General features: G+C 59.7%; 19 protein-coding genes. 14 read left to right on the plus strand and 5 right to left on the minus strand.

Annotation, left to right across the window (positions count from 1 at the left end; genetic code table 11):
* Positions 1-5: 5 nt before the first annotated feature.
* Both ACU680_RS21505 and ACU680_RS21510 read left to right on the plus strand, forming a co-directional pair.
* Positions 6-2,444 (plus strand): Lon protease family protein, encoded by a 2,439-nt coding sequence (locus ACU680_RS21505; protein WP_448180467.1) that lies wholly within the window; start codon positions 6-8, stop codon positions 2,442-2,444.
* 311 nt (positions 2,445-2,755) lie between these two features.
* A complete protein-coding gene (locus ACU680_RS21510; RefSeq protein ID WP_007963794.1) occupies positions 2,756-3,085 on the plus strand; it encodes a PA4575 family protein in 330 nt (109 codons plus the stop codon).
* Positions 3,086-3,091: 6 nt separating this feature from the next.
* Here the strand turns inward: ACU680_RS21510 and ACU680_RS21515 are convergent, their stop codons facing one another.
* Positions 3,092-4,924, minus strand: a complete 1,833-nt coding sequence (locus ACU680_RS21515) for a hypothetical protein (protein WP_448180468.1) — start codon at positions 4,922-4,924, stop codon at positions 3,092-3,094.
* A 174-nt stretch (positions 4,925-5,098) separates the two neighbouring features.
* On the opposite strand from ACU680_RS21515, the gene ACU680_RS21520 reads away from it, so the two are divergent.
* The 3 genes from ACU680_RS21520 (at position 5,099) to bamJ (ending at position 6,765) form a co-directional block, all read left to right on the plus strand.
* Positions 5,099-5,587: a TIGR00645 family protein gene (locus tag ACU680_RS21520; protein ID WP_007963798.1), complete on the plus strand. Its 489-nt coding sequence runs from the start codon at positions 5,099-5,101 to the stop codon at positions 5,585-5,587.
* 135 nt (positions 5,588-5,722) lie between these two features.
* A complete protein-coding gene (locus tag ACU680_RS21525; RefSeq protein ID WP_007963800.1) occupies positions 5,723-6,028 on the plus strand; it encodes a DUF6482 family protein in 306 nt (101 codons plus the stop codon).
* Positions 6,029-6,147: 119 nt separating this feature from the next.
* A complete protein-coding gene (gene bamJ, locus ACU680_RS21530; RefSeq protein ID WP_007963802.1) occupies positions 6,148-6,765 on the plus strand; it encodes a BamJ family beta-barrel-assembly machinery protein in 618 nt (205 codons plus the stop codon).
* Between the two features lie 110 nt (positions 6,766-6,875).
* Here the strand turns inward: bamJ and ACU680_RS21535 are convergent, their stop codons facing one another.
* The 3 genes from ACU680_RS21535 to ACU680_RS21545 form a co-directional block, all read right to left on the minus strand.
* A complete protein-coding gene (locus ACU680_RS21535) occupies positions 6,876-7,133 on the minus strand; it encodes a PA4570 family protein (RefSeq protein WP_003228365.1) in 258 nt (85 codons plus the stop codon).
* Between the two features lie 208 nt (positions 7,134-7,341).
* The gene (locus ACU680_RS21540) at positions 7,342-7,683 is read right to left on the minus strand and encodes a zinc ribbon domain-containing protein YjdM (protein ID WP_025108781.1); all 342 of its coding nucleotides are present in this window, start codon (positions 7,681-7,683) and stop codon (positions 7,342-7,344) included.
* 124 nt (positions 7,684-7,807) lie between these two features.
* The gene (locus ACU680_RS21545; protein ID WP_007963807.1) at positions 7,808-8,776 is read right to left on the minus strand and encodes a polyprenyl synthetase family protein; all 969 of its coding nucleotides are present in this window, start codon (positions 8,774-8,776) and stop codon (positions 7,808-7,810) included.
* Between the two features lie 241 nt (positions 8,777-9,017).
* Between ACU680_RS21545 and rplU the strand changes: the two genes are divergently transcribed.
* The 5 genes from rplU (at position 9,018) to ACU680_RS21570 (ending at position 12,756) form a co-directional block, all read left to right on the plus strand.
* Positions 9,018-9,329: a 50S ribosomal protein L21 gene (gene rplU / locus ACU680_RS21550; RefSeq protein WP_003228361.1), complete on the plus strand. Its 312-nt coding sequence runs from the start codon at positions 9,018-9,020 to the stop codon at positions 9,327-9,329.
* 35 nt (positions 9,330-9,364) lie between these two features.
* Entirely contained in the window at positions 9,365-9,622 is a 258-nt protein-coding gene (gene rpmA, locus ACU680_RS21555) for a 50S ribosomal protein L27 (RefSeq protein WP_003228360.1), read from the plus strand.
* 194 nt (positions 9,623-9,816) lie between these two features.
* The gene (cgtA, locus tag ACU680_RS21560; RefSeq protein ID WP_367085773.1) at positions 9,817-11,040 is read left to right on the plus strand and encodes an Obg family GTPase CgtA; all 1,224 of its coding nucleotides are present in this window, start codon (positions 9,817-9,819) and stop codon (positions 11,038-11,040) included.
* A gap of 118 nt (positions 11,041-11,158) precedes the next feature.
* A complete protein-coding gene (gene proB / locus ACU680_RS21565; RefSeq protein ID WP_027612826.1) occupies positions 11,159-12,277 on the plus strand; it encodes a glutamate 5-kinase in 1,119 nt (372 codons plus the stop codon).
* Between the two features lie 11 nt (positions 12,278-12,288).
* Positions 12,289-12,756: a CreA family protein gene (locus tag ACU680_RS21570; protein ID WP_003228353.1), complete on the plus strand. Its 468-nt coding sequence runs from the start codon at positions 12,289-12,291 to the stop codon at positions 12,754-12,756.
* A 126-nt stretch (positions 12,757-12,882) separates the two neighbouring features.
* Here ACU680_RS21570 and rpsT read toward each other — a convergent pair whose 3' ends face one another.
* Positions 12,883-13,155, minus strand: coding sequence for a 30S ribosomal protein S20 (gene rpsT, locus ACU680_RS21575; protein ID WP_003228351.1), 273 nt, complete (start codon positions 13,153-13,155; stop codon positions 12,883-12,885).
* Between the two features lie 252 nt (positions 13,156-13,407).
* Here rpsT and murJ point away from each other — a divergent pair, with 252 nt between their 5' ends.
* The 4 genes from murJ to lspA all read left to right on the plus strand — a co-directional run bounded on the left by murJ (position 13,408) and on the right by lspA (position 19,364).
* A complete protein-coding gene (murJ, locus tag ACU680_RS21580) occupies positions 13,408-14,946 on the plus strand; it encodes a murein biosynthesis integral membrane protein MurJ (RefSeq protein ID WP_367085772.1) in 1,539 nt (512 codons plus the stop codon).
* A gap of 129 nt (positions 14,947-15,075) precedes the next feature.
* Positions 15,076-16,014, plus strand: a complete 939-nt coding sequence (ribF, locus tag ACU680_RS21585) for a bifunctional riboflavin kinase/FAD synthetase (RefSeq protein WP_003228347.1) — start codon at positions 15,076-15,078, stop codon at positions 16,012-16,014.
* 13 nt (positions 16,015-16,027) lie between these two features.
* Positions 16,028-18,859, plus strand: coding sequence for an isoleucine--tRNA ligase (ileS, locus tag ACU680_RS21590; protein WP_448180469.1), 2,832 nt, complete (start codon positions 16,028-16,030; stop codon positions 18,857-18,859).
* The gene (gene lspA, locus ACU680_RS21595; RefSeq protein WP_102356490.1) at positions 18,852-19,364 is read left to right on the plus strand and encodes a signal peptidase II; all 513 of its coding nucleotides are present in this window, start codon (positions 18,852-18,854) and stop codon (positions 19,362-19,364) included. Before ileS ends, lspA begins: the two co-directional genes overlap by 8 nt.
* The last annotated feature ends 6 nt before the right edge of the window (positions 19,365-19,370 follow it).

A 19,370-nucleotide genomic window follows, 5' to 3' on the forward strand; every position in this document is an offset into this window, starting at 1 on the left:
GCCCGATGCCTGATCCTGTTGCTGCCAGCCTGCGTATAGCGCCCGAAGCGCTGACTCGTCCGTTTTCCGCTGAACAGTTCAGCTTCACTACCACCAATGATCTGGAGCCCTTTCGCGGTGTGCTTGGCCAGGAACGTGCGGTCGAAGCCTTGCAGTTCGGTGTGGCCATGCCACGCCCCGGTTACAACGTCTTTGTCATGGGCGAACCGGGCACCGGCCGGTTTTCGTTCGTCAAACGCTACCTGAAGGCCGAAGGCAAACGCCTGCAGACCCCGGCGGACTGGGTCTACGTCAACAATTTCGATGAGCCGCGCGAACCGCGAGCGCTGGAACTGCCTTCGGGAACGGCCGCTGCGTTCATCGGCGATATCAACGGGCTGATCGACAACCTGCTGGCGACTTTCCCTGCGGTGTTCGAACACCCGTCCTACCAGCAAAAGAAAAGCGCCATCGACCGCGCCTTCAACCAGCGCTACGACAAGGCGCTGGACGTCATCGAGCGTCTGGCCCTTGAGAAAGACGTCGCCCTGTACCGTGACAGCAGCAATATCGCCTTCACCCCGATGCTCGAAGGCAAGGCGCTGGACGAGGCCGAGTTCTCGCAATTGCCGGAAGCCGAGCGTGAGCGTTTCCACGAGGACATCTCCGGCCTCGAAGAGCGCCTGAACGAAGAACTCGCGAGCCTGCCGCAGTGGAAGCGCGAGTCGAACAATCAGCTGCGTCAGCTCAACGAAGAAACCATCACCCTGGCCTTGCAGCCGTTGCTCTCGCCGTTGTCCGAGAAGTACGCGGAGAACGCCGCGGTCTGCGGATACCTGCAAGCGATGCAGGTGTATCTGCTGAAAACCGTGGTCGAGCAACTGGTCGACGACAGCAAGACCGACGCCGTGGCGCGCAAACTGCTGGAAGAGCAGTACGCGCCGAGCCTGGTGGTCGGGCATCCGGCCAGCGGCGGTGCGCCGGTGGTTTTTGAACCGCACCCAACTTACGAGAATCTGTTCGGCCGCATCGAATACACCACCGATCAGGGGGCGCTCTACACGACTTATCGGCAGTTGCGCCCAGGTGCACTGCATCGCGCCAACGGCGGCTTCCTGATCCTTGAAGCGGAAAAAATGCTCAGCGAGCCGTTCGTGTGGGATGCGCTGAAGCGTGCCCTGCAATCGCGCAAGCTGAAGATGGAATCACCGCTGGGCGAGATGGGCCGTTTCGCCACCGTGACCCTCAACCCGCAACACATTCCGTTGCAGGTCAAAGTCATCATCATCGGCGCGCGGCAGCTGTATTACACGCTGCAGGACCTGGATCCGGACTTCCAGGAGATGTTCCGCGTGCTGGTCGACTTCGACGAAGACATTCCGATGGTCGACGAAAGCCTGGAGCAATTTGCCCAGTTGCTGAAAACCCGTACTTCGGAAGAAGGCATGGCGCCGCTGACCGCCGATGCGGTGGCGCGTCTGGCGACCTACAGCGCGCGGCTGGCGGAGCATCAGGGGCGTTTGTCGGCGCGGATCGGCGATCTGTTCCAACTGGTCAGCGAAGCGGATTTCATCCGCCATCTGGCCGGTGATGAAATGACCGATGCCGGGCACATCGAGCGGGCGCTGAAAGCCAAGGCAACCCGCACCGGTCGCGTGTCGGCAAGGATCCTCGACGACATGCTTGCCGGGATCATCCTGATCGACACCGACGGCGCCGCGGTTGGCAAGTGCAACGGGCTGACTGTGCTCGAAGTCGGTGATTCGGCGTTTGGTGTGCCGGCGCGGATTTCCGCCACGGTGTACCCGGGCGGCAGCGGTATCGTCGACATCGAGCGCGAGGTCAACCTTGGGCAACCGATCCACTCCAAGGGCGTGATGATTCTCACCGGGTATCTGGGCAGCCGTTACGCCCAGGAATTCCCGCTGGCGATCTCCGCGAGCATCGCGCTGGAGCAATCCTACGGTTACGTCGATGGCGACAGCGCGTCGCTGGGCGAGGCCTGCACGCTGATTTCGGCGCTGTCGAAAACTCCGCTCAAGCAGTGCTTTGCGATCACCGGTTCGATCAACCAGTTCGGTGAAGTGCAGGCGGTCGGCGGGGTCAACGAGAAGATCGAAGGCTTCTTCCGTCTCTGCGAAGCCCGCGGGCTGACCGGTGAGCAGGGCGCGATCATTCCGCAGGCCAACGTCGCCACGCTGATGCTCGACGAGAAGGTGCTGGCGGCGGTGCGCGCCGGGCAGTTCCACGTGTACGCCGTGCGTCAGGCAGACGAGGCGTTGAGCCTGTTGGTCGGCGAGCCGGCCGGGGAGCCGGATGCTGACGGTCAGTTCCCTGAGGGCAGCGTCAATGCGCGCGTGGTCGAGCGTCTGCGGGTGATTGCCGAGATGATCAGTGAAGACGATCTGAAAGAGGCCGAGAAGGAATTGGCGCAGGAGGCGTTGGCCGAGGCCAAGCCGGCGTAAGCCTCAACGCGGTCAAACTGTAGGAGTGAGCCTGCTCGCGATAGCGGAGTGTCAGTCAACGAATGATTGACCTGACATACCGCTATCGCGAGCAGGCTCACTCCTACATTTGTTTTTGTGTGTAATCGAACGAAAAGTGCCACTACTCTGGCGTCAACATTCACACAATGACCATTCGGCGCCTTCTGGTTCCATCCGGCTTGCGTGGCGGACTTTTCTTCTATTCTCAGCTCAAGGACATCGACAGTATCACTGGATCGAAACAGCCTTCGCGTGAAGGCTGAATACAGGTTTTACCGAGGGTCGCCGCCATGTCGCGCAACCTCTGCCTCACCCGTCAATGCCTGGGTCTTGTGACCCGCATCGAATGCGCCATCAAACCGCTGGCCGGCGATAACGGCATGTGGACCTTGCTCTTCGCTGCCGGCATGGCCGGTGAACAACCTTCCGCCATCAAGGCTCAGGGCCCGTTTCACGGGCCGGTCGCCGCCGAGTCGATTCTCGACACCATTGTTGAAAGCCTGACGATGCACGGTTACGAGCTGGCCGACGATCCGCAGATCTGGAGCCTGCACCTGCAAGCCCAACTGCGCCAGATCAATGGCGGGCGTGGGCGTACGGTCGGCGTGTTCGACCACTAGGCGCAATCATGGCGCGGTGTCGGACTGCTGCGCCTTGTCGAGCTTGACCTCAAAGCCGTATTGCACGGTATTGAGTTCGGTTCTCTGATAGGTCTCCACATGCGTTGGACGGCCATAGAAGTAATGCACGCCGAACAGCGCCGGACCATCCGCACTCGCGTCGTGACTGACCGAAAGAATCTGTTTCAGGTAGTTGCCGCTGTCGTCCTTGACGAAGAATCGCCAGGCGTTGGCCGGGAACAGTTTCAAGTCCACCACCAGCATGTTGTTCTTGATCTCCAGGCCTTTGGGCAAGGACCTGGCGTCGTACGTTTGCTTGTCGACGGTCGCGAGAAACAATGGCATCGAGCCCACGGCAATCGCCGGGGTTTCCGGAAACAGGTTCAAATCGTAAGTGATCGTCGCTTGCAGCGGATCGACCTGATACGCCTCGGGCGGCAGTTCGATCGGCTCATCGAGTTTGCCACTGCGTTTCTCGGTGAAGAAGGTCACGGGACTCTCGCCGGGGCTGAAGTCATCGCCGAGCAGCTCATCGTTGAAGGTTCGACGGTGAGAGAACTCGATGCGTGCAGCGCTCGGATCCTCCACGGACTGATGGATGCGGATGCCGGCCTTCAACGCTTCCTCGGTGAGGCTCGCGCCCTTGAGCCAGTTCGGCGCCAGGTCGTCATAGACGACTACCGCCGGGTCCAGCGGCTGGATGGCTTTTTCGGTGGTGTGCTGACTGAAGGTGCGCACCGGCAGGTCCAGCGCCTTGCGAGTCACGGTTGCCGATGAGAAATCGAGCACGCTGACTTCCAGGGTATCGATGGGGCCATTGAAGTAGACCTTGTTGTAGCGGCGCGGATGCTGCTGCTCGAAGGTCTGCTGTTCGTCCTCAAGCTGTTTTTCCAACGCCTCGCTCCAGGTTTTCTGCTGTTGCAGATGCGCCAGTTGTTTCTCGTAGAAGGCGACTTGTGCCGGGCTCTCATTGATTGAGCCGGCGCGCACCAGGTATTGCCCGCTGGTGTCACGGGCCTGAACGATGACTGGATTGAGCTGCGCACCCTCGACCTCAGGGGCCAGTGGCAGGCTGTTGCTGAATTCGACTTCGGCGTAGTTCTTTTCAAGCTTCAGCAGGGTGACGCTGAGGTTGTCATCGGTGCGGGTCTGGCCGACGTCCTTCTGGCTCAGGTTGAAGCTGAACAGGCGGCGCGGCGCGATGACTTCGACTTTGCCTTGCAGACTCACCGGTTGTGGCTGGTTCTTCTTGTCCACATCCAGCCCTTCGATGAACGGGTAGGTCACGGTCAGGTCATCGGGGTTGGTGACGTTGGAGCTGGACGGGCTCAACTGGATGCCGGGATCGGTTTCCGACCACTCCGGTTGATAGGCGATCACCCGTTTGTTGCTCAGGGTCACCGATTGCCATTCCACGCCATGCGGGAACAGGAAACCGCCGGGAATGTTCAGGTTGAAGGGGAACACCGGTTGCAGGTCAGTAAGGTAGTCGGAACTGGCGTCCTTGTGCAGCACGAACAGCCCGTTGATAAAGGTATCGACCAGCGCCTGCGGCGAAGGGTAGTGCTTGAGGATGCCGAGCGTGTCTTCGCCGTAGACGGTTTTCAGCGGGGTGCTGTCGAGCTTGAGCTGCGCGCGTTCGAGCAGCAGCAGCGAACCGCCGAGTTCTGTTACGGCGTCCTTGAGTTTCGGGTCGGTGATGGCGTCCAGTGAGTGTTCGAACGTTGCCGTCTTCGCGTCGAGGCTGACCGAGGGTTTTTTCTCTTCGCCGGGCGAGCAGCCACCCAGCAGCAGAGCGAGGCAAATTCCGGCAGTCATCATCGGCAATCGCACATCCATTTCCAGTCGTCCTGTCCACTTTCGCTAGGCGGTCAATGGTTTGGACAGTAGCAGAAAAAAAATCACCTACACATGCAGGTTGCAGTGATTGGAGGTGCGAGCCGGGCGGTTTCTGGTCGTCACGGGCGGCTGGTATACTCGCCGCCGATTTCAATCCTTATTGTGTGAGAGTCAATGGAACGCTTTATCGAAAATGCAATGTACGCCACGCGCTGGCTGCTGGCGCCGATCTATATCGGGCTGTCCCTCGGGCTGCTGGCGCTGGCATTGAAATTCTTCCAGGAAGTGTTTCACGTCATTCCCAACGTGTTCTCCATGGCCGAATCGGATCTGATCCTGGTGCTGCTGTCGCTGATCGACATGGCGCTGGTGGGCGGCCTGCTGGTGATGGTGATGATTTCCGGCTACGAGAACTTCGTGTCCGAGCTGAACATCGACGAAGGCAAAGAGAAGCTCAGCTGGCTGGGCACCATGGATTCCTCGTCGCTGAAGATGAAAGTGGCGGCGTCGATCGTGGCGATTTCCTCGATCCATCTGCTGCGGATCTTCATGGATGCCAAGAACGTCGATCCCGAGCACCTGATGTGGTACGTGATTATCCACATGACCTTCGTGATCTCGGCGTTTGCCATGGGCTATCTGGACAAGCTCACCAAGCACTGATCATTGGCTGATCGCTGCAAAAACACCGCCCGTCTGTTGCGAAACAGACGGGCGGTGTCGTTTGTGGCTTGTGCTTTGTTGCGCGCGGGCATATCCCTGTAGAGGTCCTGGCTCGCCACCGCACGAGGTGCGTTCATGAACCTGCAAGAATTGAATGCGTTTGCCATCGCCAGAAAGGTCGATGAGCTGAACCTGATCTCCATGGAGGGCGGACTTTATCTGCTCGAGGCGCGGATGCATGGGGCGGCGTATCCGCTGAGTGATCCCAAGGGCAACATGCTGATGTTGCGTTCGGTGGAACATGCGCGGGATGTGCTGCATAACTTTCCGGTGCTGCCGTTCAACCTTGTGCACACCTCGGTGCACGATGAAATGTGCGGACTGGGTGCCAGTGGCGAAGAAAGCCTGAAAGTGCCGCTGGCCTGGCGCTCGGCCCTGTAGGCCTTGCGTCCCATCCTCTGGGCATCTGTGCTAGTCTGCTCGCCCTTTTTCATGTAGGGCTTTTCGGAGGGGTTTGTAAGAATATTTCCTTCCGGATCGCCCCAGAGCGGAGCATTGTCATGTCCGAAGTAAATCTGTCCACCGACGAAACTCGCGTCAGCTACGGTATTGGCCGTCAGCTGGGTGACCAGCTGCGCGACAACCCGCCACCGGGTGTCAGCCTGGACGCGATCCTGGCCGGTCTGACCGACGCATTCGCCGGTAAGGAAAGCCGTGTTGGCCAGGAAGAAATGTCCGCCAGCTTCAAGGTTATCCGCGAAATCATGCAAGCCGAAGCCGCCGCCAAAGCAGAAGCTGCTGCCGGCGAAGGCCGTGCGTTCCTGGCTGAAAATGCCAAGAAAGAAGGCATCACCACCCTGGCTTCCGGTCTGCAATTCGAAGTGCTGACCCAGGGCGAAGGCGCCAAGCCATCCCGTGAAGACACCGTGCGTACTCACTACCACGGCATGCTGATCGACGGCACTGTGTTCGACAGCTCCTACGATCGTGGCCAGCCAGCGGAATTCCCGGTGGGCGGCGTGATCGCCGGCTGGACCGAAGCCCTGCAACTGATGAATGCCGGCAGCAAATGGCGCCTGTACGTGCCGAGCGAACTGGCTTACGGCGCTCAAGGCGTTGGCAGCATCCCGCCGCACAGCGTTCTGGTATTCGACGTCGAGCTGCTGGACGTTCTGTAAAACCTTTGTGGGAGCGAGCTTGCTCGCGAATGCAGGCGATCCGGTTCAAATCTGTAATCGCGTTGCTGCCTTCGCGAGCAAGCTCGCTCCCACATGTTTTGTGTTGCTGTTCATATTTCGATCTTGTGATGCAGTTCATTGGTCGGGCGCAAGGCCCGGGCATAGCAGAACAGGAACAGATTACGCACCAGTTCCTTGAGCACCAGCGGTTCGCTGGAATTCAGGCTGCTGACATCCAGATCACCCTGATCCTGCAGCTCATGCAGGGCTTCTTCTTCCAGTACTGCACAGACTTCGCCGGTTTCCCGATGCAGGATTCTGAGGTACGGGTGTGGGCGATCCAGCCAGGCGTCGATCAAATAAGTCATGGGTCTCATCTCCTTGAAAGGTTTCAATGAGAATAATTCTTATTCGTCAAGTAGCAAGCGCCTATTGGCGGAATGCGATTTTTTCCGGGTAAAGATTGCGTAAGGTCAAATCGGCTGGCGTCTGGCTATTACGCGAAAATGCGGGAGGGCAAAGCGGGGGAGGGCGAAGCTCCATCCCACGGCGGGCGCGGGATGGATGACAAGCGGATCAGACCTTTCTGACGAACTCGGACTTGAGTTTCATCGGGCCGATGCCATCGATCTTACAGTCGATGTCATGGTCGCCATCGCACAGGCGGATGTTCTTGACCTTGGTGCCGACCTTGACCACCAGCGAGGTGCCCTTGACCTTCAGGTCCTTGATCACGGTGATGGTGTCGCCGTCCTGCAGCACGTTGCCGACCGAATCTTTCTTCACGGCATCATCGGATGCCACTTCGGCTTCGCCGCTGGCCGACCACTCGTGGGCGCACTCTGGGCAGATCAGTTGGGCACCGTCTTCGTAGGTGTATTCGGAATTGCATTTCGGGCAGGGTGGCAACGTGCTCACTAAGGCTCCTTGGGATGTGGATCGCTAAAAGTCGCACATTGTATAAGGTTTTAGCGCGTAGAGGGCAGGCAACAAAAAGCCGCAGGCTTCGGCAGAAGGCTGCGGCTCTTTGGTTGCGCGGTGATCAGTGCGTGCGGGCGACCGCAAACTCGCTCAGTTCTACCAGTGCATCGCGGTATTCGCTGGCCGGCAGCGCGTCGAGGCACTTGATCGCACGGGCCACGTAGTCGCGGGCCAGTTGTGCGGTGTACTCCAGCGAACCCGAGGCTTCCACGGCGATGCGAATGCTTTCGAGGTCTTCGATCCCGCCTTTCTGGATCGCCTGGCGCACCAGAGCAGCCTGCTCCGGCGTGCCTTCACGCATGGTGTAGATCAGCGGCAGGGTCGGCTTGCCTTCGGCCAGATCGTCACCGACGTTCTTGCCCAGGGTCTCGGCGTCGCCCTTGTAGTCCAGCAGGTCGTCGACCAGTTGGAACGCCACGCCCAGGTGATCACCGAAGGTGCGCAGGGCTTCGCTCTGCTCGGCGGTGGCACCGGCCAGTGCGGCAGCGCTGTGGGTCGAAGCTTCGAAGAGCATCGCGGTCTTGCCGCGGATGACTTCCATGTAGGTTTCTTCGGTGGTGCTGGCGTCGCGTACCTTGGACAGCTGCAACACTTCGCCTTCGGCGATGATGCGCGTGGCCTGGGACAGGATCTTCATCACCGGCATCGAACCCAGCTCGACCATCATTTCGAACGAGCGCGAGTACAGGAAGTCGCCGACAAGTACGCTTGGGGCGTTGCCCCACATGGCGTTGGCGGTCGAGCGGCCACGGCGCATGCCGGACATGTCGACCACGTCGTCATGCAGCAGGGTCGCGGTGTGCAGGAATTCGATGGTGGCGGCCAGCAGACGCAGGTCATCGCCTTCGCGGCCCAGCGCCTTGCCACACAGCAGCACCAATAAAGGACGCAGGCGTTTACCGCCGGCCGAGGTGATGTAATCGCCGATTTTCGATACCAGCGGCACTCGGGAAGTCAGCTGCTTCTTGATGATGCCGTCGACGGCGCTAAAATCGTCCGCCACCGCGCGGTAGAAAGCTTGGGGTTGCATCAGCGACAGTTGCTCCAGAAGGGTTGCGCGGCATGCTAGGACCCCCACCGGGGCCTGTCAAGGCGCGATGGACGGCCACTTGCGTGACTCTCGATGCTTGCGTACAATCGCGCACCCTGAACTTCCTGGGCAGCACCTGCCTTACGCAATTGCACTTGGGCCGTTCCAGCCCCATGCAGCCATGCCAGCCAATACCTCTTCTTATAAAGAGCTGGGTGAGCAGGATTATCGGAGAAATACCATGTACGCAGTAATCGTTACCGGCGGTAAGCAATACAAGGTCGCTGAAGGTGAATACCTGAAGATCGAAAAACTGGAAGTCGCTACTGGCGAATCCGTGACTTTTGACCGCGTTCTGCTGGTCGCCAATGGCGACGACGTGAACATCGGCGCACCTGTTGTTGCTGGCGCAACCGTCAAGGCTGAAGTGATCTCCCAAGGTCGTCACGATAAAGTCCGCATCATCAAGTTCCGTCGCCGTAAGCACCACATGAAGCGTATGGGCCACCGCCAGTGGTTCACCGAGATCAAAATCACCGGTATTCAGGCTTAATTACAGCCTAATTCCTCACTAGGAGAATTGAACTCATGGCACACAAAAAAGCTGGTGGTAGTACCCGTAACGGTCGCGACTCAGAAGCCAAACGCCTTGGCGTGAAGATGTATGGCGGCCAGGTCATCAAGGCCGGCAACATCATCGTGCGTCAGCGCGGCACCCAATTCCACGCTGGCTACGGCGTTGGCATGGGTAAAGATCACACCCTCTTCGCGAAAATCGAAGGCGTGATCAAGTTTGAAGTAAAAGGCGCCTTCGGTCGTCGTTACGTGAGCGTTGTCGCGGCTTAATCGCGAGATCGCTGGAAGAGCCCTGTCTTGCGACGGGGCTTTTTCGTTTGTGGGGTGAGTCTCTTGCAAAACTGTTTGTATGGGCTGTCGGCGTGCGATGCAGGTCGTGTTTTGGGGTCGCTGCGCTCATTTTTGCAAGAGTCTTATGTCTTGATTGTTTTTCGGCTCGTCCGTATGGCGAGAGGCGTTGAGTTATGAAGTTTGTAGACGAAGTATCGATCCGCGTAAAAGCTGGCGACGGCGGCAATGGCTGCATGAGTTTCCGTCGGGAAAAATTCATTGAAAACGGCGGCCCGAACGGCGGTGATGGCGGTGACGGCGGTTCCATCTACATGATGGCCGACGAGAACCTCAACACCCTGGTCGACTACCGTTACACCCGGCACTTCGATGCCGAGCGTGGCTCCAACGGCGGCAGCACCGATTGCACCGGCAAGAAGGGTGAAGACCTGATCCTGCGCGTGCCAGTCGGTACCACCGTAATCGACTCGGCTACCCAGGAAGTGATTGGCGACCTGACCAAGGCCGGCCAGAAACTGATGGTGGTGCAGGGTGGTTGGCACGGTCTGGGCAACACTCGTTTCAAATCCAGTACCAACCGTGCGCCACGCCAGACCACGCCGGGCAAGCCGGGTGAGCAGCGTGACCTGAAACTGGAAATGAAAGTGCTGGCTGACGTCGGTCTGCTGGGCTTGCCGAACGCCGGTAAAAGTACCTTTATCCGTTCGGTATCGGCGGCCAAGCCGAAAGTTGCCGACTACCCGTTCACCACGCTGGTGCCGAACCTGGGTGTGGTCAGCGTTGACCGCTGGAAAAGCTTCGTCATCGCCGACATTCCCGGTCTGATCGAAGGCGCTTCCGACGGTGCCGGCCTGGGCATTCGCTTCCTCAAGCACTTGGCGCGTACGCGTCTGTTGCTGCACCTCGTCGACATGGCGCCGCTGGATGGCACCAGTGCACCGGACGCAGCTGAAGTGATCGTCAACGAGCTGGTCAAATTCAGCCCGTCGCTGGCCGAGCGTGATCGCTGGCTGGTACTGAACAAGTGCGACCAGATCCTTGAAGAAGAGCACGAAGAGCGCGTCAAGGAAATCGTCGATCGCCTGCAGTGGGAAGGCCCGGTCTACGTGATCTCGGCCATCGCCAAAGAAGGTACCGAGCGTCTGACGCGCGACATCATGCGTTATCTGGAAGATCGTGCCGATCGCCTGGCTAATGACCCGGCGTACAAGGAAGAACTGGCCGATCTCGATCAGCGCATCGAAGACGAAGCCCGTGCCCAGTTGCAGGCGCTGGATGACAAGCGAGCCCTGCGTCGCAGCGGCGTGAAGTCGGTCCACGACATCGGCGACGATGACTGGGACGAAGAAGATGTGGATGATGAAGACGGTCCGGAAATCATTTACGTGCGTGACTGATCTGTTGCGATAAACTTGAACGCCGCTCAATCGAGCGGCGTTTTGGTATCTGGAAATCGATAGTCACGATTAACGGGCAGCGCTGGGTCGCGCTGTCCTCAAGCTAAGGTTGAAGATGATGCGGAGCAAGGTGACAGGTGCGCAGCGTTGGGTCGTGAAGATCGGCAGCGCTTTGCTGACGGCTGATGGCAAAGGGCTGGATCGTGCGGCAATGAGTGTCTGGGTCGAGCAGATGGTCGCCCTGCATGAGGCGGGTGTCGAGTTGGTGCTGGTGTCCTCCGGGGCAGTGGCTGCCGGCATGAGCCGCCTGGGCTGGACCGCACGACCCAGTGCGATGCACGAGCTCCAGGCCGCAGCTGCAATCGGCCAGATGGGGCTGGTGCAGGCTTGGGAATCGAGCTTTGCCGAGCATGGTCGGCACACCGCGCAGATTCTCCTGACTCACGATGACCTGTCCGATCGCAAGCGCTACCTCAATGCCCGCAGCACTCTGCGCGCGTTGGTCGAGCTGAAAGTCATCCCGGTGATCAACGAAAACGACACCGTGGTCACCGACGAGATTCGTTTCGGCGACAACGACACGCTGGCGGCGCTGGTGGCCAACCTGGTCGAGGCCGATCTGCTGGTGATCCTCACCGATCGCGACGGTATGTTCGACGCCGATCCGCGAAACAACCCTGATGCACAGCTGATTTACGAAGCGCGCGCCGATGATCCGACGCTTGATGCGGTGGCGGGCGGTACTGGTGGCGCGCTGGGGCGTGGCGGCATGCAGACCAAGTTGCGAGCGGCGCGTCTGGCGGCGCGTTCCGGGGCGCATACGATCATCGTCGGTGGGCGTCTGGAGCGAGTGCTCGATCGCCTGAAGGCTGGCGAGCGCATCGGTACGCTGCTGTCGCCTGAGCGCGGCATGCTCGCGGCGCGCAAGCAGTGGCTGGCCGGGCATCTGCAAACTCGCGGCACGCTGGTGCTGGACGAAGGTGCGGTGTCGGCATTGTCGCAAGGTAACAAGAGTCTGTTGCCGGTCGGCGTGAAACTGGTCCAGGGCAGCTTTCGGCGTGGCGAGATGGTGGTTTGTGTGGCGCCGGACGGTCGCGAGATTGCCCGTGGTCTGGCCAACTACAGTGCGCTTGAAGCGCAAAAAATCATTGGTCAGTCGTCGGATGCAATTGTCGGCGTGCTGGGCTACATGGCTGAGCCGGAACTGGTTCACCGTGACAACCTGATTCTGGTCTAAGGAAAAACGCGATGCGCATGGCAAAAGGATTGTTGGGTCTGCTGATGGCGTTGCCGTTGCTGGCCTCGGCCGAGGAAATCGGTCAAGTGTCGACGGTGTTCAAGTTCGTCGGCCCGAATGACCGGATCGTGGTCGAAGCTTTCGATGATCCGAAGGTCGACGGCGTGACCTGCTACCTGTCTCGCGCCAAGACGGGTGGGGTGAAAGGTGGTCTGGGTCTGGCCGAGGATCGCGCCGAGGCGTCGATAGCTTGTCGTCAGGTCGGTCCGATCAAGTTCAAGGGCGAACTGAAGGATGGTGACGAGGTGTTCAAGGAGCGCACCTCGCTGGTGTTCAAGACCATGCAGGTGGTGCGCTTCCTCGACAAGAAGCGCAATACGCTGGTGTATCTGGTCTACAGCGATCGCGTGATCGAGGGTAGCCCGCAGAATGCGGTGACGGCGATCCCGATTGTGCCGTGGGTGCCGGTCCAGCAATAACACCGCAGAAACAACTGTAGGAGTGAGCCCGGAGCAGGCTCACTCCTACATTTTTTGTGCTGCATTCGCTAAATCGCAGGCAATAAAAAACCGACCCTAAGGTCGGTTTTTTAATGACTACGTCGATTAAGCAGCTTCTTTCAGTGCCTTGACGTGGCCATTCAGACGGCTCTTATGACGAGCAGCCTTGTTCTTGTGGATGATGCCTTTATCGGCCATACGGTCGATAACTGGCACAGCCAGAACGTATGCAGCTTGAGCTTTTTCAGCGTCTTTTGCGTCGATGGCCTTAACTACATTCTTGATGTAGGTACGAACCATGGAACGCAGGCTGGCGTTGTGGCTGCGACGCTTCTCAGCCTGTTTTGCACGTTTTTTGGCGGAAGGTGAGTTGGCCACCGTCGAGCTCCTCGAAAGACTTTTTAGGAAATAGCAAACAAAATAGGCCGCGAATCATGCCGATGAAGAGAAGTCTTGTCAAGGGCGCTTGAAACGTTCCGCTAAGTGGTAGGTATGAAGAGGCGGGATATTTATTTCCGGCGCTTGACCTGTAAACTCGCGAGCTTTGGCTCTGTGCTGTTGCGGCGCGGAGTATCGCACAAGTAGGCGCATTGTTCGCCTGCTGTTTATCGACAGGCACTAATTTCCTTAATGAATCTGCTCAAATCGTTGGCCGCCGTCAGCTCTATCACGATGCTTTCCCGGATTCTGGGGTTCGTCCGTGACACGCTCATCGCTCGCACATTCGGTGCCGGAATGGCGACGGATGCCTTCTTCATTGCCTTCAAATTGCCCAACCTGCTGCGGCGAATCTTCGCCGAGGGCGCGTTTTCGCAGGCTTTCGTGCCGATTCTGGCGGAATACAAGAGTCAGCAGGGTGAAGAAGCGACCCGCACGTTCATTGCTTATGTATCGGGCTTGCTGACGTTGGTGCTGGCTCTGGTCACAGCATTGGGGATGATCGCTGCACCGTGGGTGATCTGGGCCACGGCGCCGGGGTTTGCCGATACCCCGGAAAAATTCCAGCTCACTTCCGACCTGTTGCGGGTGACGTTCCCCTATATATTGCTGATCTCCCTGTCCTCGCTGGCCGGGGCGATCCTCAATACCTGGAACCGTTTTTCGGTGCCGGCCTTCGTGCCGACCCTGCTCAACGTCAGCATGATCGTGTTTTCGCTGTTCCTGACGCCGTATTTCGATCCACCGGTGATGGCTTTGGGCTGGGCGGTTCTGGTCGGTGGTCTGGCGCAGTTGCTCTATCAACTGCCGCACCTGAAAAAAATCGGCATGCTGGTGCTGCCGCGCCTGAATCTGCGCGATACCGGCGTCTGGCGAGTGATGAAGCAAATGCTGCCGGCGATCATCGGTGTCTCGGTCAGCCAGATTTCGCTGATCATCAACACCATTTTCGCCTCGTTCCTGGTGGCCGGTTCGGTGTCGTGGATGTACTACGCCGACCGTTTGATGGAATTGCCGTCCGGAGTGCTCGGCGTAGCGTTGGGCACCATTTTGCTGCCGACGCTGGCCAAGACCTATGCGAGCAAGGATCGTCACGAATACTCACGGATCCTCGATTGGGGCCTGCGCCTGTGCTTCGTGCTGGTGTTGCCGTGTGCGCTGGCGCTGGGGATTCTCGCCGAGCCGCTGACCGTGTCACTGTTCCAGTATGGCCAGTTCAGTGCGTTTGATGCGTCCATGACCCAGCGTGCGCTGATTGCCTATTCTGTCGGTCTGCTCGGAATTATCGTGATCAAAGTGCTGGCGCCGGGCTTTTACGCGCAACAGAACATTCGCACGCCGGTAAAAATCGCAATCTTCACCTTGGTGTGCACGCAGCTGTTCAACCTGATGCTGATCGGGCCGCTGGCTCACGCCGGTCTGGCGCTGGCAATCAGTGCCGGTGCCTGCCTCAATGCCGGGCTGCTGTTCTATCAACTGCGCAAGCAAAAGATGTATCAGCCGCAACCGGGCTGGTACATGTTCGGCTTCAAGCTGGTGGTGGCAGTGGCAGTGATGTCGGTGGTGCTGCTGCTGGGCATGCATTTCATGCCGGCCTGGGATCAGGGGCATATGCTGGAACGCTTCCTGCGTCTGGGGGCGCTGGTGGTTGCCGGTGTGGTGGCGTATTTCGGTATGTTGCTGCTGCTCGGTTTCCGCCTGCGCGATTTCAATCGCAAGGCTTTGAGCTGAGGTTTCAGCCTTTATAACCGGGCACGTGCCGGCAGTTTTGTCGGCTCGATCACTTTGCGTTACGGTGTTGCCTGTCGTCGACCGTCGGGTGTGGTTATAATCGACCACTTTATGAGCAAGAAGCGCGTTATGCAGCTGGTTCGAGGCCTCCACAACTTGCGCCCCCAGCATCGGGGCTGCGTCGCCACTATTGGCAACTTTGACGGTGTTCACCGTGGTCACCAGGCTATCCTGGCCCGACTGCGTGAGCGTGCGCTCGAGTTGGGCGTACCCAGCTGCGTGGTGATTTTCGAGCCGCAGCCACGGGAATTTTTCGCCCCCGAGACCGCGCCGGCGCGTCTGGCCCGTTTGCGTGACAAGCTGCAGTTGCTGGCCGCCGAGGGTGTCGACCGGGTGCTGTGCCTGGCGTTCAACCAGCGCCTGAGCAAGCTCAGCGCCAGTGAATTCGTCGATACCATCCTGGTGGACGGTCTCGGCGTGCAGCATTTGGAAGTCGGTGACGATTTCCGCTTTGGCTGCGACCGCCTCGGCGATTTCGATTTCCTCCTGCAGGCCGGACAGGTTCACGGTTTTACCGTCGAAGCCGCGCAAACCGTCGAGCTGGACGGCATTCGCGTCAGCAGCACCCAGGTGCGCAACGCGTTGGCCGCCGCCGATTTTGCCTTGGCCGAACGTCTGCTCGGCCGCCCGTACCGGATCGCCGGTCGCGTGCTGCACGGCCAGAAACTGGCCCGGCAACTGGGTACGCCCACTGCCAACATTCAACTCAAGCGTCGTCGCGTGCCATTCACCGGGGTTTATCTGGTGGATGTGGACATCGACGGCAAGACCTGGCCTGGCGTCGCCAACATCGGCGTGCGGCCTACGGTCCAAGGTGATGGCAAAGCCCACCTTGAAGTACACCTACTGGATTTTGCCGGCGATCTGTATGACCGGCGTCTGACGGTGGTTTTCCACCAAAAGCTGCGTGAAGAGCAGCGTTTCGCCTCCCTGGAGGCACTGAAAACGGCGATCAACGCGGATGTCGCCGCCGCCCGTGCACTAGCCGCACCTAGCGCCCATCGCTAATGAAGAGCCTTAAATGACCGACTATAAAGCCACGCTAAACCTTCCGGACACCGCCTTCCCAATGAAGGCCGGCCTGCCACAGCGCGAACCGCAGATCCTGCAGCGCTGGGACAGTATTGGCCTGTACGGAAAGTTGCGCGAGATTGGCAAGGATCGTCCGAAGTTCGTCCTGCACGACGGCCCTCCTTACGCCAACGGCACGATCCACATCGGTCACGCACTGAACAAGATTCTCAAGGACATGATCATCCGCTCGAAGACCCTGTCGGGTTTCGACGCGCCGTATGTTCCGGGTTGGGACTGCCACGGCCTGCCGATCGAGCACAAGGTTGAAGTGACCCACGGCAAGAACCTGGGCGCGGACAAGACCCGCGAGCTGTGCCGTGCCTATGCCACCGAGCAGATCGAAGGGCAGAAGAGCGAATTCATCCGTCTCGGCGTGCTGGGCGACTTCGCCAACCCGTACAAAACCATGGACTTCAAGAACGAGGCCGGTGAAATCCGCGCCCTCGCCGAAATCGTCAAGGGCGGTTTCGTGTTCAAAGGCCTGAAGCCGGTGAACTGGTGCTTCGACTGTGGTTCGGCGCTGGCCGAAGCCGAAGTCGAGTACGAGAACAAGAAGTCCTCGACCATCGACGTGGCTTTCCCGATCGCCGACGAGGCCAAACTGGCCGCCGCGTTCGGTCTGCCGTCGCTGGGCAAGCCTGCCTCGATCGTGATCTGGACCACCACCCCGTGGACCATCCCGGCCAACCAGGCGCTGAACGTGCACCCGGAATTCAACTACGCGCTGGTCGACATCGGCGACAAGCTGCTGGTCCTGGCTGAAGAGCTGGTTGAATCCTGCCTGGCGCGTTACGGCGTTGAAGGCACCGTACTGGCCACCGCGCCGGGTTCGGCGCTGGAACTGATCAACTTCCGTCACCCGTTCTACGACCGCCTGTCGCCGGTGTACCTGGCTGACTACGTCGAACTGGGCGCTGGCACCGGCGTGGTTCACTCCGCTCCGGCCTACGGTGTGGACGACTTCGTGACCTGCAAGAAGTACGGCATGGTCAACGATGACATCCTCAACCCGGTACAAAGCAACGGCGTGTACGTGCCGTCGCTGGAGTTCTTCGGCGGCCAGTTCATCTGGAAGGCCAATCCGGCCATCGTCGAAAAACTGACCGAAGTTGGTGCGCTGATGCACACCACCGTCATCGAACACAGCTACATGCACTGCTGGCGCCACAAGACCCCGCTGATCTACCGCGCCACCGCGCAGTGGTTCATCGGCATGGACAAGGAGCCGGTCAGCGGCGACACCCTGCGCGTGCGCTCGCTCAAAGCCATCGAAGACACCAGGTTCGTTCCGGCCTGGGGCCAGGCGCGCCTGCACTCGATGATCGCCAACCGTCCGGACTGGTGCATCTCCCGTCAGCGCAACTGGGGCGTGCCGATCCCGTTCTTCCTGAACAAGGAAAGCGGCGAGCTGCACCCACGCACCGTCGAACTGATGGAGGAAGTGGCCAAGCGCGTCGAGGTTGAAGGCATCGAAGCCTGGTTCAAGCTCGACGCCGCCGAACTGCTGGGCGACGAAGCGCCGCTGTACGACAAGATCAGCGACACCCTCGACGTCTGGTTCGACTCGGGCACCACCCACTGGCACGTCCTGCGCGGTTCGCACCCGATGGGCCACGAGACCGGTCCACGCGCCGACCTGTACCTGGAAGGTTCCGACCAGCACCGCGGCTGGTTCCACTCGTCGCTGTTGACCGGTTGCGCCATCGACAACCACGCGCCGTACCGCGAGCTGCTGACCCACGGCTTCACCGTCGATGAGTCCGGCCGCAAGATGTCCAAATCCCTGGGCAACGTGATCGCGCCGCAGAAAGTCAACGACACGCTGGGCGCCGACATCATGCGTCTGTGGGTCGCCTCGACCGACTACTCGGGCGAGATGGCCGTGTCCGAGCAGATCCTGCAACGCAGCGCGGACGCCTATCGTCGCATCCGTAACACGGCGCGCTTCCTGCTTTCCAACCTGACCGGTTTCAACCCGGCCACCGACCTGCTGCCGGCTGAAGACATGCTCGCACTGGATCGCTGGGCCGTTGACCGTACCCTGCTGCTGCAACGCGAGTTGCAAGAGCACTACGGCGAATACCGTTTCTGGAACGTTTACTCGAAGATCCACAACTTCTGCGTGCAGGAGCTGGGTGGTTTCTACCTCGACATCATCAAGGATCGCCAGTACACCACCGGCGCCGACAGCAAGGCCCGTCGCTCGTGCCAGACCGCGCTGTTCCACATCTCCGAAGCGCTGGTGCGCTGGATCGCGCCGATCCTCGCGTTCACCGCTGACGAGCTGTGGCAGTACCTGCCGGGCGAGCGCAACGAGTCGGTGATGCTCAACACCTGGTACGAAGGTCTGACCGAGCTGCCGGAAGGCTTCGAGCTGGGTCGCGCCTACTGGGATCGCATCATGGAAGTGAAGGTGGCGGTCAACAAAGAGATGGAAATCCAGCGTGCGGCGAAAGCCGTCGGTGGCAACCTGCAAGCCGAAGTGACGCTGTTCGCCGAAGACGCGCTGAGTGCCGACCTGGCCAAGCTGAGCAACGAACTGCGCTTTGTCCTGATCACCTCGACTGCCAGCGTGGCGCCTTTCGTTCAGGCACCTGCAGACGCGGTAGCCACCGAAGTCAGCGGCCTGAAACTGAAGATCGTCAAATCGGCCTTCCCGAAATGCGCGCGTTGCTGGCACTGCCGCGAAGACGTCGGCGTAAACCCGGAGCATCCGGAAATCTGCGGTCGTTGCGTCGACAACATCAGCGGCGCCGGCGAGGTTCGTCACTATGCCTAACGCCGTTGGCCGTTTCGGACGGTTGAGCTGGCTCTGGTTGAGTTTGCTGGTTCTGGTCATTGACCAGGCCAGCAAGTTCTACTTCGAAAACAAGCTCGAAATGTTCCAGCAGATCGTGATCATTCCCGATTACTTCAGCTGGACCCTGGCCTACAACACCGGCGCGGCGTTCAGCTTCCTGGCCGACAGCTCCGGCTGGCAGCGCTGGCTGTTCGCCCTGATCGCGATCGTGGTCAGTGCGGTGCTGGTGGTCTGGCTCAAGCGTCTGGGCCGCAACGATACCTGGCTGGCTGTCGCTTTGGCGCTGGTGCTGGGCGGCGCGCTGGGCAATCTGTATGACCGCATTGCCCTGGGCCATGTGATCGACTTCATTCTGGTGCACTGGCAGAACCGCTGGTACTTCCCGGCGTTCAACTTTGCCGACAGCGCCATCACCGTGGGTGCGGTGATGCTGGCACTGGACATGTTCAAATCGAAGAAAACCGGAGAAGCCGTTCATGACTGAACAGGT

The sequence above is a fragment of the Pseudomonas sp. LF020 genome, assembly GCF_053456425.1.

Coding starts and splice junctions, on each gene's coding strand:
- ACU680_RS21505 (WP_448180467.1), top strand. CDS start 6: ATGCCTGATCCTGTTGCTGCCAGCCTGCGTATAGCGCCCGAAGCGCTG.
- ACU680_RS21510 (WP_007963794.1), top strand. CDS start 2,756: ATGTCGCGCAACCTCTGCCTCACCCGTCAATGCCTGGGTCTTGTGACC.
- ACU680_RS21515 (WP_448180468.1), bottom strand. CDS start 4,924: ATGGATGTGCGATTGCCGATGATGACTGCCGGAATTTGCCTCGCTCTG.
- ACU680_RS21520 (WP_007963798.1), top strand. CDS start 5,099: ATGGAACGCTTTATCGAAAATGCAATGTACGCCACGCGCTGGCTGCTG.
- ACU680_RS21525 (WP_007963800.1), top strand. CDS start 5,723: ATGAACCTGCAAGAATTGAATGCGTTTGCCATCGCCAGAAAGGTCGAT.
- bamJ (WP_007963802.1), top strand. CDS start 6,148: ATGTCCGAAGTAAATCTGTCCACCGACGAAACTCGCGTCAGCTACGGT.
- ACU680_RS21535 (WP_003228365.1), bottom strand. CDS start 7,133: ATGACTTATTTGATCGACGCCTGGCTGGATCGCCCACACCCGTACCTC.
- ACU680_RS21545 (WP_007963807.1), bottom strand. CDS start 8,776: ATGCAACCCCAAGCTTTCTACCGCGCGGTGGCGGACGATTTTAGCGCC.
- rplU (WP_003228361.1), top strand. CDS start 9,018: ATGTACGCAGTAATCGTTACCGGCGGTAAGCAATACAAGGTCGCTGAA.
- rpmA (WP_003228360.1), top strand. CDS start 9,365: ATGGCACACAAAAAAGCTGGTGGTAGTACCCGTAACGGTCGCGACTCA.
- cgtA (WP_367085773.1), top strand. CDS start 9,817: ATGAAGTTTGTAGACGAAGTATCGATCCGCGTAAAAGCTGGCGACGGC.
- proB (WP_027612826.1), top strand. CDS start 11,159: ATGCGGAGCAAGGTGACAGGTGCGCAGCGTTGGGTCGTGAAGATCGGC.
- ACU680_RS21570 (WP_003228353.1), top strand. CDS start 12,289: ATGCGCATGGCAAAAGGATTGTTGGGTCTGCTGATGGCGTTGCCGTTG.
- murJ (WP_367085772.1), top strand. CDS start 13,408: ATGAATCTGCTCAAATCGTTGGCCGCCGTCAGCTCTATCACGATGCTT.
- ribF (WP_003228347.1), top strand. CDS start 15,076: ATGCAGCTGGTTCGAGGCCTCCACAACTTGCGCCCCCAGCATCGGGGC.
- ileS (WP_448180469.1), top strand. CDS start 16,028: ATGACCGACTATAAAGCCACGCTAAACCTTCCGGACACCGCCTTCCCA.
- lspA (WP_102356490.1), top strand. CDS start 18,852: ATGCCTAACGCCGTTGGCCGTTTCGGACGGTTGAGCTGGCTCTGGTTG.